We start from the raw sequence: 14211 nt of genomic DNA on the forward strand, positions 1-14211 counted from the left end.
CTTGTATCGAATTTTTCACGGTTTTTCGGAGCGCGGGTGAGAACCTGGGAAGCTCGTCTTCCACCGCGGCATAGAAGCCCGGTTGCCTTCGTTCCGACAGGGACTTGGGGGAACTGGCACGAGCCAGCCATTCTGAAAGACGGACGCACCGATGAACAGCAAGCGGTCCTATCTCGACACACTCAACGCCGGCAGGCAGCGCAGGCCGCAGACCACGCTCGAGCAGTTGAACCGGTCGCTGGAGACGCTGGAGCAGCGGTTGGAGCGGACGCGCGAGGAACCGATGGCACGTTCCGATCTCCGCCAACCCGATCCCCGCCAGTATGGTGCCGATGCGCGCTATCCCGCAGCCCGGCCCACCGGCCAGCAGCGCTGGTATGAGGATCCGCAGCCGGCGCCGCGGCCGAAGAGCCCGATGCAGGGAGCCGCCGCTTTCGAGCAGAATTACCAGGCTATTGCCCGCGACATCGATCGCGTACGAGGCCAGGAAGACGGCGTCGCCATGGTCGGCAAGATTGCCGGTGAACTTCGCGGCATGCGCGAGGAATTGCGCCACCAGATGACATCAGGGCTGCAGCGCGAATTCGAAGCGCTGCGCAAGGACATCGAGCGGGCTTTCCAGTCGGGCGCTAGGCCCGGCGCTTCGGCCAAGGGCAGCGCCGAACTCGGCCTTGAATTCGAAAGGCTTTCCGGCGCCATCCAGACGCTGGCCGAGAAGAGCGACGACAGAAGCGTCAACATGCTGCGGCTCGAACTCGAACAGGTCAAAGCCGCGCTCGAGACGCTGGCGCGCGAAGAGAGCGTGCAGAAGGTCGACCGCCGCTGGGACGATTTCGATCGCCGCTGGACGGCTTTCGAGGACCGTGTCGACGCCAACCAGCGCAACCGCTCGGACGACCCGGGCCTGTCTGTTCTGACCGACCGCCTGGAGCAGATCAGCAACGCCGTCAACAACCTGCCGGAATCGCTGTCGCTGCGTTCGCTCGAGGAAAAGGTGCGCACGCTTGCCGGCGCCGTCGACCATTTCGTGAGCCAGCAGGACAATCGCGGCAGCGACACGCTTGGCCTGATCGACGAGCGGCTGGACGAGATTTCCCGCGCCATCGTCGCATCGACGGTCGCGGCGCAAGCCAATTCATTCGACCACGAGGCTTTCGAGCGCATCGAGAAGCGGATCGACTCGCTTGCCCGGCAGATCGAGGAAGTGGCGCAGGATCGTCCCGGCAACGCAGTCATGGACCGGTTGAGCACCTTGTCGAGCCGGGTCGACGAACTCGCCGGCCGCGCCAATCTGCCCGAGCAGGCGATGGAACGCCTTGCCAGGCAGATCGCACTTATCGCCGACAAGATCGATCAGGCGCCCGCCATGCCCGACGCCGACTACATCTTCCACGGACTGGAGCAACGCTTCGACGTGCTCTCCAGTATGATGGAACGCCGCCAGGGTGACGCCATCGAACAGGGCAACATGCTGTTCCGCGATCTGGAGCGCCGGCTGGACGAGGTTGCCGACAGGCTCGACCAGCGCATGCCGCAGGTCGACAGCAGCGGCATCATGGAAGCCATCGACGCCCGCTTCACCGCGCTGGCCAAGCGCATGGAAACGCGTATTCCCGATCCCGCTGGCGAAGCGGCGATCCGCGGCCTGGAAAGCCGGCTCGAAGACATTTCAAGCCGGCTCGACGTGTCGGCCGCGCAGGTGGCCGGCATCGATCCGGCATTGATCCGCAGCCTGGAGGCGCAGGTCGCCGGCCTGTCCGCGCATCTCTCCAAGCCCGGCACGCCGCTGCCGGAATTCGAGGACATCAGCCCGCGTCTCAACGAAATCGAAAAGTCGCTTGCCGGAACCCGCGAGTCCATCCTTGGCGCGGCGCGCGAAGCGGCCGAGAACGCAGTGCAATCTCTGGCCGGTTCGAGCGCCAATACGACCGCCGTTTCCGGCCTCGCCCAGGATTTGAAGACGCTTGAAACGCTGACACGGCGCTCCGACGAACGCAATTCGAGGACGTTCGAGGCTATCCACGACACGTTGCTCAAGATCGTCGATCGGCTGGGTTCGCTTGAACCCGGCGAGCCGGTCGAGGCGATGAGCGAATTGCTGGATGCGGCACCGGCCGAGCCGAGCAACCGGCGCGGCGCACGGCGACCCAAAATGGCCGTCGACGCGCCGTCGATGGATATCGATCAGCCCCTGCCATTGGCCGGGGACATGGCCGATCTCGATAGCCGCGCCGCCGCCATCCTGCGCAATGAGCCGGGTGCTCGTAGCGACCTGGGTATTGGTATTGGCACGCGCACGCCGGCAGAGGCCGCCGCGGCAGCTGCCATGGCCGCGCTTGGTTCCGACACGATCGCCGAGAAAGGCGATCAGGCCGGTGGCCGCAAATCGTTATTCGGCGGGCTGGCCCGCGCCTTCAAGGGCAAGAAGGAGGCGGACATTCCGCCGCTGGCCGGCTCGGCGCCGACTGCTCCGATACCAAGCGTCGATCTCGACGAGCCGCTCGATCCGAAAATGGCCAACCGGCCGCTGGAGCCCGGCTCCGGTGCACCTGACCTCAATGCCATCATGAAGCGCGTGCGCGACGAGCGCGGCCAGCCGGCCAAGCCCAGCGACACCGACGCCGCGAAGTCGGATTTCATCGCCGCAGCCCGGCGCGCGGCGCAGGCCGCGGCCGCCGAGGCTGACGCGCTGAAGCGCCAGTCGACGATAACCGGACCGGTGAAGGCGCTGCGGATCGGCGACCTGCTCAAGGCGCGGCGCAAGCCGCTCCTGATGGGGACAACCGCGATCCTGCTGGCACTGAGCGGCCTGCAACTGGGCAAGGCTTTTTTCGCCGAGCCGGCGCAAGTGGCGAGCAACGATGCCGCGCCGATCGCCGCCTCGCAACCGGTGCAGACCGCCTCGCTCGATACCGCGAACCAGCAGCCGAAGGCGGACGCTCAGCCCACGGCAGTGGAAAGCGCGCCGGACCGCACCGTCAGACAGGCCGAGCCGTCCGAACCGGCAACCAAGGACGATGTGGCGACGCAAAGCATGATGGCCGCGCCGCCCGGACCGTCGATGGATGCTGCGCCGGCAGCAGAGTCGGTTCCCGAGCCCGTCGCCTCGGCTACACCAGCCGATGCCAGCGCGGCGACTTCCGACACGATAGCCTCGGCTGCACCGGCCCCGACTGTTCCAGTCGCCCCGGAAGCAACCGATGCAGACACCGGCACCCAGCCGATGGCGGCTCAGCCGACCAGCGCCAAGGACAGCAGCACCGGCGCGGTTCCGCCAGCGGACGTTTCGCCGGCGGTGGCCACTGTAAAGATCGACATTCCCACCGACGCCGGCCCGGTCGCCTTGCGCGATGCCGCCGCCGGCGGCGATGCCAAGGCGCTGTTCGAGATCGGCTCGCGCTATGCCGAGTCGCGCGGCGTCAAGGAAGACATGGCGGCGGCGGCCAAATGGTACGAGAAGTCGGCGGAACTCGGCTTCGCCCCGGCCGAATATCGCATCGGCAATTTCTACGAAAAGGGCATCGGCGTCGCGCGCGACATCAAGAAGGCGAAGACCTGGTACCAGCTTTCCGCGGCGCAGGGCAACGCCAGCGGCATGCACAATCTGGCCGTGCTGTTCGCCATGGCCGCGGACGGCGTGACCGACAATGAATCGGCCGCGCACTGGTTCCAGGCGGCGGCCGATGTCGGCGTCAAGGACAGTCAGTTCAATCTCGGCATCCTCGCTGCCAAGGGCGTCGGCATGAAGCAGAACCTCGAGGAATCCTACAAATGGTTCGCGCTCGTTGCCAAGACCGGCGACAAGGATGCGGCGGCCAAGCGCGACGAGATCGCCAATGCGCTGCGGCCAGAGCAGCTCGAACGCGCCCGCGCCGCAGCCGAACTGTGGAAGGCCAAGCCGCTGGATGCGACGGCCAATTCGGCCGACATCCCTGAATCCTGGCAGGACGGCGCACCGCAGACGACGGCCAGCATCGACATGAAGAAGGCTGTCCAGAACATCCAGCGCATTCTCAACAAGAATGGCTATGACGCCGGCGGCGCCGACGGCAAGATGGGCCAGAAAACAAAGACCGCGATCATGGCTTTCCAGACCGACAATAAGATGCCGGCGACCGGCGAGGTCGATGAAAAACTGGTCAAGGCGCTGCTGGCGCGCAAATAACGGCAGAGGCGTCGCTTCCACGACGCCCTTGCCACACATTTGCCTGTTAACTGATTGAGATGTTTTTTGTTTCGGCGGCGTAGCGCGGTTTGACTTCGCAGCACCTCCGGCGCAAGAACGAATTGGCTTGTCGGTCCAAGATGCCCGCAACGGTTGCATTCGCCGACAGGCAGAACTGATCGAGACTGACGGGTGGGCATCTATCTCCCGATCGCGGAAATTTCCGTCAACGTCTTCGTCCTGCTGGCCATGGGTGCGGCGGTGGGTTTCCTGTCGGGCATGTTCGGCGTCGGCGGCGGCTTCCTCATCACGCCGCTCTTGATCTTCTACAACATCCCCCCAGCGATCGCGGTCGCCACCGGCGCCAACCAGGTCATTGCCTCCTCCGTCTCCGGCGTGCTTTCGCATATGAAGCGCGGCACGCTCGACTTCAAGCTCGGCGGGGTGTTGCTGGCCGGCGGCATCATCGGTTCCACCGGCGGCATCTACGTCTTCGCCCTCCTGCGCAGGCTCGGCCAGCTCGACCTGTTCATCTCGCTGCTCTACGTCGTGCTGCTCGGCACCGTCGGCGGGCTGATGCTGGTCGAAAGCGTCAATGCGTTGCGCGCCACGCGCAGCGGTGCGGCGCCGGTGCTGAAGAAGTCCGGCCAGCACAATTGGATCCACCGCTTGCCGCTGAAGATGCGGTTCAGGGCCTCAAAACTGTTCGTCAGCGTCATCCCGGTGCTTGGCCTTGGCGCCGGCATCGGCTTCCTGTCGTCGATCATGGGCGTCGGCGGCGGCTTCATCATGGTGCCGGCGCTGATCTATCTCTTGAAAGTGCCGACCAATGTCGTCATCGGCACCTCGCTGTTCCAGATCATCTTCACCTCCGCCTATACGACACTGGTCCATGCCACCACCAACCAAACGGTCGATGTCGTGCTGGCCTTCCTGCTGATGGCGGGCGGCGTCGCCGGCGCGCAATATGGTGCCAAGGCCGGCCAGCGCCTGCGCGGCGAGCAGCTCAGGGCCTTGCTGGCGCTGCTGGTGCTGGCGGTGGCGATCCGGCTTGCCATCGATCTTTTCGTCACCCCGCCCAATCTCTATTCGCTGTCTGCCGCGGACCTCAACTGATGAAGGGTCCCAACGCGTTCGCAGCCGCCATTGTCCTGTCGTTGCTCGCGGCCGCCGTGCCGGCGAAGGCACAGGTCCCGCTGACGGAAGGCATCCAGATCGGGCTCTCCACCGACAATGTGTCGATCACTGCCGGCTTTTCCGGCGCCGACCTGACCATTTTCGGCTCGCTGGAAAACCCAGACCCACTCGTCGCCCGCCAAGGCCGTTACGATGTCATCGTCGTGCTCGAAGGCCCACCCAAACCGGTGGTGGTGCGCCGCAAGGACCGGGTGCTCGGCGTCTGGGTCAACCTGGACTCCGAGACCTTCGAGAACGTGCCAGTGTCCTATTCGGTGGCGACGACGCGGCCGCTGCAGGACATCACCGAACCCAACAGCTACAAACAGCTGTCGCTCGGCGCCTCCAACCTTTACATGCAGCCGGCCGATGCCGGCGACAGCCCGGCGACCATCGAGGAATTCACCGCGGCGCTGCGCAGCCGCAAGGCGGCTACAGGCCTCTACAGCGAAAATGTCGGCGGCGTGCAATTCCTGTCGCAGAACCTGTTCCGCGCCACCGTCAGGCTAGCGCCTAACGTTCCGGTCGGCACCCACAAGGCGCGCGCCTTCCTGTTCAAGAGCGGCCTGTTTATCAAGGAAAGCTCGGCCCAGCTCGAAATCCGCAAATCCGGTTTCGAACAGTCGATCTTCCGCGTCGCCCACAATTATTCCTTCCTCTACGGCATCTTCGCGATATCACTGGCCATGATGACGGGCTGGCTTGGAAGGGTGATCTTCCGAAAGGACTGAGCCATCCAAAAGGGGTTTCCCTTTCGCCGATCATGCTATAGACCGCACCTCCCCGCCCGACGGGCAAACACACACAATTCAATTCGGCAGAGTGGTCCGGTTGCCCGGGCCGCGGCGCACGTCTCCCGGCGAGCGCGATCCACCGGCTGGACAATGACAGGAGGCTGCTTTGCGACCAGCATTCGGCGGCATCGATTTCGGCACTTCAAACTCGACCGTTGGCGTGGTCCGCAACGGGCAGCCGCGCCTCGTCGCGCTTGAGGACGGCCAGGTGACGCTGCCCAGTGCCGTGTTCTTCAACTTCGAGGACAACCGCACCTGTTTCGGCCGCCAGGCCATCGCCAACTACACCGACAGCATCGAAGGCCGGCTGATGCGTTCGCTGAAGAGCGTGCTCGGCAGTTCGCTTGCCCATGAAAGGACACGCATCAAATCGCGGTCGATCGGCTTCATGGAGATCGTCGGCATGTTCCTCGGCCATCTCAAGAAGAAGCTGGAAGCAGATGCCGGCGACACGGTCGAGACCGTGGTTCTTGGCCGGCCGGTGCAATTCGTCGACGATGACGCAGAGGCCGACGCGAAGGCGCAAAATGAACTGGAGAACGCCGCGCGCGCCCAGGGCTTCAAGCACATCGCTTTCCAGTTCGAGCCGATCGCGGCGGCGCTCGACTACGAGCAGAAGGTGACGCGCGAAGAACTGGCGCTGATCATCGACATGGGCGGCGGCACGTCGGACTTCTCGATCGTGCGCGTTTCACCGCAGCGCTCCCTCTCGCTCGACCGCAAGGACGACATACTGGCCAGCCGCGGCGTCCATATCGGCGGCACGGATTTCGATCGGCTGCTGAGCATTGCCCATGTGATGCCGCAGCTCGGCTATTTGACGCCAACCAAGGACGGCAAGCGCAATCTGCCGGCAAGTTACTTCATCGACCTTGCGACATGGCAGCGCATCAACCTGGTCTACACCGCAAAGGCGATGACGCATCTGCGCCAGATCCGCTACGAGGCCGAACGCGCCGACCTTGTCGACCGCTTCATCCACATCGTCGAACACCGCTACGGACATGCGCTGGCGGCACTTGTCGAAAAGGCCAAGATCGAGCTGACCGACAGATCATCCGCGGAGGTCGCGGTGAAGCTACCGGGCGCTGGGTTCGCCGCCGAAATCACGCGCAACGGGCTCGACGCCACGATTGCCAGGGACATCGAGCGGGTCACCGCAACGGTGGCGCAGACCATCCGGGACGCTGAAGTGAAGCCATCCGACATCACCGCGGTGTTCCTGACCGGCGGATCGACCGCGATCCCGCTGGCAAGGCGAGAAATCCTGTCGCTGGTGCCGCAGGCATCCGTCATCGAAGGCGACATGTTCGGCTCGGTCGGGCTTGGCCTGGCGCTGGATGCGCAACGCAAGTTCGGCTGACCAGGGTCCATTGATATTCAGGTGATGCCGGCCTGCAAATGGCTGATACCTGCGCTTCCGGCCTTCGCCGGCCGAAGCAATCAAGCGTGGTCGTGGCAGTTAAGGCTATGGCCGGCGTAGGCCGGTGCTCATGTACTTTAAGTACGCTCCGCTCCGGTTCTCGGCATCAACCATTTTCGACTCGGCCTGACCTGAATCTCAACGAACCCTACCTTGGCGCAGACCCGTTCATCTCCGCGCCGAGATGCGCCTTGAGCGCCATCTGGGCCAGGCTTGCCTGGCGGTCGCGATGGGTGATCATGGCGAAGTCGCGTTTCGGCAATTCGAGGGGCACGGATCTGAGACTGCCTTCGGCGACGGCGCGGGCCACGACAAGCTCCGAAATAATGGTGGCACCGGCTCCAGCCCCGACTGCCTGGCGGATAGCCTCATTGCTCGGCAGCACCAGGAATATCTGCAAGTCGGCGAGTGAAATTCCTTCGCGGCGCGCCAGATCCTCCAGCACCTCGCGCGTTCCCGAACCGCCCTCGCGGATGATCCAGCGCAAGCCCTTGATGTCTGGGTGGCCGGGCGCGACTTCGGCGATCTCCGGATGCGCGCTGGCGACCACCAGCATCAGCCTGTCGACGTCGACCTTGGTGCGGCGCAGGATGTCGGACTCGGTGCGCCCCTCGACCAGGCCGAGGTCCGCCGCGCCATCGAGGACATTGGCCTCCACCTGCCTGGTGTTGCCGATGGAGACGCTCAGCCTGACGGCCGGATAAGCTTCGTGGAAGGAAGCCAGCCGGCGTGGCAACCAGTAGCTGGCGATGGTCTGGCTAGCGGCGATCGAGAGGCTGCCGGTGACCGTTTGCGAGACATGTTCCAGCACATTGCGGGCAGCAGCGGCCCGCTCGAGCACGGCCTTGGCCTCGGGCAGGAAGCGGTGACCGGTCTGGGCAAGCTCGATATTGCGGCCAACCCGGTTGAACAGATGGACGCCGTGCTGTTCCTCAAGCGCCCGGATAGCGGCCGATGCGGCCGACTGAGAAATGCCCAGCAGTTCCGCCGCCTTGGTCATATGGCCGCGCTCGGCGACGGCGACGAAAATCCGCAACTGGTCCAGGGTCATGAGCGCATTAAGAACCAATACCGATTGAATTTACAAGAACAACTGATTAGACAGATCGATAGCTTTATTCTAAGTTTTCGGGCGAAGTTAGAAAAAAATCGCTAGGGGATCGCAGAGAGCAGAATGATCGGGCGGTTCAGATCCGTGCTTGCGCATTGGACCCGCGGCATAAGGCGGCGGCTGGCCGGTGATCGATATCACCCGGAAGAGCATTACATGCGCGGACCCGGACCGAAGACACGGGCCAAATCCGTGGGCCGTACAGGCACCACCGGATCATGAGGCAGGGACCGCCGCGCGGCGCGAATTCGGCACCATCGCAACGCCCGCTGGCTGACACGCGCGCGCCTGATGAAGGCGACGGCGTCGACACTTCGCCTGACGTTTCCGACAGCATTGCCAAGACGACCTGCTACATGTGCGCCTGCCGCTGCGGCATCGACGTGCACATCAAGGATGGCAAGGTCCGCTACATCAACGGCAACAAGGACCATCCGGTCAATCGCGGCGTGATCTGTGGCAAGGGCGCCTCCGGCATCATGCAGCATTACAGTCCGGCAAGGCTGAAAAAGCCGCTGCTACGGACCGGTCCACGCGGCTCGGGTGAGTTCCGCGAGATCGAGTGGGAAGAGGCGTTTTCGATCGCGACGGAACGGCTGTCGAACATCCGCCGGACCGACCCCAAGAAACTCGCCTTCTTCACCGGCCGCGATCAATCCCAATCCTTGACCGGCTGGTGGGCGGGCCAGTTCGGCACGCCGAACTTCGCCGCCCATGGCGGCTTCTGTTCGGTCAACATGGCGGCGGGCGGGCTCTACACGATCGGCGGTTCGTTCTGGGAGTTCGGCGAGCCCGACTGGGACAACACCCGATATTTCATGCTGTTCGGCGTTGCCGAGGACCATGATTCCAACCCGATCAAGATCGGTCTGGGCAAGCTCAAGGCGCGTGGCGCCAAGGTTGTTTCGATCAATCCGTGCCGCACCGGCTACAACGCGATAGCCGACGATTGGATCGGCATTCGGCCCGGCACCGACGGCCTGTTCGTATTCGCCCTCATCCACGAATTGCTTAGGGCGGGCCGCGTCGATCTCGATTATTTGCTGCGCTACACCAACGCCCATTCGCTCGTCATCCAGGAGCCTGGTGCGGCCGATGACGGGCTGTTCGCTCGCGACGCCGATGGCAATCCGCTCGCCTGGGACAGGGTTGCGAAGACGCCTGTCAGTGCCGCCGATGCAGATGCCAAGCCGGCGTTGACCGGCAGCTTTGACGTCGATGGCCGCCGCTGCGTCCCGGTGTTCCAGCTCATCGCCGACCGCTATCTCGATGAGAGCTATGCACCTGACGCGGTCGCCGAGCGCTGCGGCATTGACGCCGACACGATCCGCAGGATCGCCGCCGAACTCGCCCATGTCGCCTTCGAACAGACGATCGAACTGCCGATCGCCTGGACCGACTGGGCCGGGCGCCGCCACGAGACAATCAAGGGGCGGCCTGTCTCGATGCACGCCATGCGCGGCATCTCGGCCCACTCGAACGGTTTTCACACCTGCCGCGCCATCCATTTGCTTCAAGTGCTGCTGGGCACGGTGGATGTCCCCGGCGGCTTCCGCTTCAAGCCGCCCTACCCCCGCTCCGCGCCGCCCGAGCCGAAACCGGCCGGCAAGACGGTCAAGCCGATGACGCCGCTCGATGGCATGCCGCTCGGTTTCGTCTGCGGACCGGACGATCTGCTTGTCGATGAGGCCGGCACGCCTCTTCGCATCGACAAGGCCTATTCCTGGGACGCGCCGCTCGCCGCGCACGGCCTGATGCACACCGTCATCCGCAATGCCTGGGCCGGCGATCCCTACAAGATCGACACGCTGATGATGTACATGTCGAACATGGCGTGGAATTCCTCGATGAACACCGTCGAGACCATGGCAATGCTGACCGACAGCGACGAAGCGGGCGACTACAAGATCCCCTTCATCATCTATTCCGATGCCTATTATTCCGAGACCGTGCCGTTCGCCGACCTTGTGCTGCCGGACACCACCTATCTCGAGCGCCACGACTGCATCAGCCTGCTCGACCGGCCGATCAGCCATGCCGACGGACCCGGCGACGCCATTCGTCATCCCGTCGTCGAGCCCGACCGCGACGTCAGACCGTTCCAGTCGGTGCTGATCGAACTCGGCGCCCGGCTCGGCCTGCCCGGTTTCGTCAACGACGATGGCTCGGCCAAGTATGCCGACTACGCAGACTACATCGTCAACCATGAGCGCACGCCCGGCATCGGTCCGCTCGCCGGCTGGCGCGGCAAGGATGGAACCGCGATCGGCAAGGGCGAGGCCAATCAGGACCAGTTGCAGCGCTACATCGACAATGGCGGCTTCTGGCATCATGACTTCGCGGACGACCAGCGCTACTACAAGATGGCCAACCGCTCCTATCTCGACTTCGCGGTGCAGATGGGTTTTATCCCGAAAGCAGAGCCGATCGTTTTCCAACTCTACTCGGAGCCGATGCAGCGCTTCAGACTCGCCGCGCGTGGCCATGGCCGTGTGTTACCGCCGGAAGGCGATCGCGAGCGCATCGAAACCTACATGGACCCGCTGCCCTTCTGGCACATGCCGTTCGAGGAAGCTGTCGTTGACCTGCAAAAATATCCGCTTCATGCGCTGACGCAGCGGCCGATGCACATGTACCATTCCTGGGGATCGCAGAATGCATGGCTGCGGCAGATCACCAGCCAGAACCGGCTGTTCGTGCATCACCGGACGGCAGCTGGCCTCGGCCTCGTCGATGACGACTGGGTGTGGATCGAGAGCATCAACGGCAGGGTGAAGGGGCAGATCAAGCTGATCGATGGGGTGAACGAAAGCACTGTCTGGACCTGGAACGCCATCGGCAAGCGGCGCGGCAGCTGGGGGCTGAAGGACGACGCAGCCGAATCCAATCGCGGCTTCCTGCTCAACCACATCATCGGCGACCAGACCTCGGCAGATGCACAGGGCAAACGCTATTCGAACTCAGATCCGGTCACCGGCCAGGCGGCGTGGTTCGACCTGCGCGTGCGCATCGTGAAATGCGCGGCCGAGGAAGCCGGCTTCACCGAGCCGCAGTTCGAGCGTTTCCAGCAGCCGCCGCATTTCGAATCCTCGCCCGACAAACTGACTTTCGGTGCCGAGTTTCGGCGCAAGCGGGAAGAAACCCTATGACGTGCCTTCCAGCGCAAACCGACAGGAAGCTCGGCCTCGTCATCGATCTCGACACCTGCGTCGGTTGCCAGGCTTGCGTCACGGCCTGCAAGGAATGGAATACCGGCGGCCACATGGCGCCGCTGACCGACATCGACCCCTATGGCGGCCATGTCGACGGCGTCTGGTTCAACCGTGTGCACGCTTATGAGCACACGACCGAGATGGGCGGACGCACCGTCAACTTTCCGCGCTCCTGCCTGCACTGCGAGACGCCGGCCTGTGTCACCGTTTGCCCGACCGGCGCCTCCTACAAGCGAGCCTCGGACGGCATCGTGCTGATCGACGAGGACAAGTGCATCGGCTGCAAATTGTGCAGCTGGGCCTGCCCCTACGGCGCGCGCGAATTTGACACCGATGTCGGCGTGATGAAGAAGTGCACGCTGTGCGTCGACCGCATCTACAATGACAATCTGGCCGAGGAAGACCGCGTGCCGGCCTGCGTCGCCGCATGCCCGACCAGCGCCCGGCATTTCGGCGATCTCGGCGATCCCCTCTCGGCAATCTCGCAACTGGTGGCGGAGCGCGGCGGCGTCGACCTGATGCCGGAACTTGGCTATCGCCCGACCAACAAATATTTGCCGCCGCGCGCCCACAGCAAGCGCGCCGCATCGGTTGCCGCACCGGCTCTCGAACCGGTGCGGGCCGAAGGCGGTTTCCTCGGCTGGGTCGACCGCATGCTTTCGAACTGACCCATGCATCCAGCCTTCTCCGTTGTCTTCTTCACCACCGCCACCGGCGCCGGCTATGGGCTGCTGGCGCTGCTCGGCGTGCTCGGAGGCTTCCAGATCATCCCGCCCGATTTCTGGCTGGGCCTTATCGGCATGGCCCTGGCTCTCGGCCTGATCACGGCCGGGCTGTTGTCATCGACCGGTCACCTCGGCCGCCCCGAACGCGCCTGGCGAGCGTTCTCGCAATGGCGGAGCTCATGGCTGTCGCGCGAAGGTATTGCTTCGGTCATCACTTTCATCCCGGCGGGACTGTTCGGCGTCGGCTGGGTGTTTTTCGGCCGCACCGATGGCTGGGTCGGCATCGCCGGATTTCTAATGGCCGGCTGTGCAGTCGTCACCGTCTGCACCACCGGTATGATCTATGCGTCGCTGAAACCGATCGCCCAGTGGCATAGCCGCTTCACCCTGCCCGGTTATCTCATCTTCTCGGCGATGACCGGCAGCGTGCTGATGAACGCGCTGCTGCAGGGTTTTGCGCTCGGTTCGAAGGTGCTGCTGGCGGCTTGCCTGCTGCTTACTTTGCTCGGCTGGGGCTGGAAACTGGCGACCTGGCGCTACAATGACCGACTGGAAATCCCGACCACCGCCAACACCGCCACGGGGTTGGCGGGCGGGACGGTGCGGTCGCTGGAATGGCCGCATACCGAGGAAAACTACCTGCTAAAGGAAATGGGTTTCCGCATCGCCCGCAAGCACAGCGCGCGGCTGCGCCAGATCACGCAGGTGCTGGCCTTCGCCTTGCCCATCCTGCTGCTCGCCATTGTGTTCGCGCTGCCCTGGCCGCTGGCGGCGTTACTGGCGGTGCTGGCGGCCATCGTGCAGTTCGCCGGCATGCTGGTCGAAAGATGGCTGTTCTTCGCCGAGGCGAAGCACACCGTCATGCTCTACTACGGCAGGTAGGGCTGTTCAGCCGGGCCGCAACATCGAGCGCGAAATCGCGAAAATTCGCTCCGTGCCGAGCATATAAGCCATCAGCGTATCCAGGCGGAACAGCCCGGCATAGGCGCGGTCGAGGACGTTGAGCGAGCCGGTGTAGGCGCCGAAGGCTGGCATGATCATGCGGCCGCCGTCGCCGGCGAAACAACGACGCCGCACCGAACGGCCGCGCTGCACGATGCGCGCGCAAGGATGCAGATGGCCCGCTATTTCGCCTTCGACACGCTGTTTCGATGGCTCATGCCGGAACAGCAGCGAGCCTATGGCGAGTTCCTGCACCGTCTCACCGGGCAGGTCGGCTGGCGCTTCAGGATCATGATTGCCGGCAACCCAGAACCAGTCGCGGCCTGATATCAGCGCTTCCAGCCGTTCACGGAAGCTTGCATGCATCCGCTCGGCACCGCCGCCGTCGTGGAAGCTGTCACCCAGGCTGATGACGATGGACGGCTGGTAGTCAGCAATGACGGCCTGCAACCGCAGCAAGGTCGCGCCGGTGTCGTAGGGCGGGATCAGCGTGCCGCGTCGCGCCAGCGACGAACCTTTTTCGAGATGCAGGTCGGAAACGGCCAGAAGCCGCAGGTCCGGAAAATAAAGCACGCCGCGCGGATCGCATACGGCACGCTCGCCGGCGATGCCGACAAGGTCGGCCTCGGCGATCAGCGATGTGCGCGCCAGCGAAAAATTCAT

The 14211-nt window shown here is 64.1% G+C and carries 9 protein-coding genes; 7 read left to right on the forward strand and 2 right to left on the reverse strand.

The features are described 5' to 3' along the window. Positions 1 to 151: 151 nt before the first annotated feature. The 4 genes from ACSQ3L_RS30610 to ACSQ3L_RS30625 all read left to right on the forward strand — a co-directional run bounded on the left by ACSQ3L_RS30610 (position 152) and on the right by ACSQ3L_RS30625 (position 7498). Positions 152 to 4165: a peptidoglycan-binding protein gene (locus ACSQ3L_RS30610; RefSeq protein ID WP_436163324.1), complete on the forward strand. Its 4014-nt coding sequence runs from the start codon at positions 152 to 154 to the stop codon at positions 4163 to 4165. A 192-nt stretch (positions 4166 to 4357) separates the two neighbouring features. Next, positions 4358 to 5281: a sulfite exporter TauE/SafE family protein gene (locus ACSQ3L_RS30615; RefSeq protein WP_436163325.1), complete on the forward strand. Its 924-nt coding sequence runs from the start codon at positions 4358 to 4360 to the stop codon at positions 5279 to 5281. Beyond that, on the forward strand, positions 5281 to 6072 hold the full coding sequence (locus ACSQ3L_RS30620) for a TIGR02186 family protein (protein WP_436163326.1): 792 nt from the start codon (positions 5281 to 5283) through the stop codon (positions 6070 to 6072). Before ACSQ3L_RS30615 ends, ACSQ3L_RS30620 begins: the two co-directional genes overlap by 1 nt. Positions 6073 to 6241: 169 nt before the next feature. After that, complete coding sequence (locus tag ACSQ3L_RS30625) at positions 6242 to 7498, forward strand: Hsp70 family protein (RefSeq protein ID WP_436163327.1); 1257 nt, start codon at positions 6242 to 6244, stop codon at positions 7496 to 7498. Between the two features lie 208 nt (positions 7499 to 7706). On the opposite strand, the gene ACSQ3L_RS30630 is transcribed toward ACSQ3L_RS30625, so the two are convergent. Next, positions 7707 to 8609: a LysR substrate-binding domain-containing protein gene (locus ACSQ3L_RS30630; RefSeq protein ID WP_436163328.1), complete on the reverse strand. Its 903-nt coding sequence runs from the start codon at positions 8607 to 8609 to the stop codon at positions 7707 to 7709. A gap of 278 nt (positions 8610 to 8887) precedes the next feature. Here ACSQ3L_RS30630 and ACSQ3L_RS30635 point away from each other — a divergent pair, with 278 nt between their 5' ends. Genes ACSQ3L_RS30635 through ACSQ3L_RS30645 form a run of 3 tightly spaced genes read left to right on the forward strand, consistent with a single transcriptional unit; the run spans position 8888 to position 13488 of the window. After that, entirely contained in the window at positions 8888 to 11818 is a 2931-nt protein-coding gene (locus ACSQ3L_RS30635; RefSeq protein ID WP_436163329.1) for a molybdopterin oxidoreductase family protein, read from the forward strand. Next, positions 11815 to 12549 (forward strand): 4Fe-4S dicluster domain-containing protein, encoded by a 735-nt coding sequence (locus ACSQ3L_RS30640; protein WP_436163330.1) that lies wholly within the window; start codon positions 11815 to 11817, stop codon positions 12547 to 12549. The genes ACSQ3L_RS30635 and ACSQ3L_RS30640 overlap by 4 nt, the downstream gene beginning before the upstream one ends. A 3-nt stretch (positions 12550 to 12552) precedes the next feature. Beyond that, on the forward strand, positions 12553 to 13488 hold the full coding sequence (locus tag ACSQ3L_RS30645) for a dimethyl sulfoxide reductase anchor subunit family protein (RefSeq protein ID WP_436163331.1): 936 nt from the start codon (positions 12553 to 12555) through the stop codon (positions 13486 to 13488). Between the two features lie 6 nt (positions 13489 to 13494). Here the strand turns inward: ACSQ3L_RS30645 and pdeM are convergent, their stop codons facing one another. Further along, positions 13495 to 14211, reverse strand: coding sequence for a ligase-associated DNA damage response endonuclease PdeM (gene pdeM, locus ACSQ3L_RS30650; RefSeq protein WP_436163332.1), 717 nt, complete (start codon positions 14209 to 14211; stop codon positions 13495 to 13497).

Source organism: Mesorhizobium sp. LjRoot246 (assembly GCF_964254115.1).
In the GTDB taxonomy this organism is placed as follows: domain Bacteria; phylum Pseudomonadota; class Alphaproteobacteria; order Rhizobiales; family Rhizobiaceae; genus Mesorhizobium.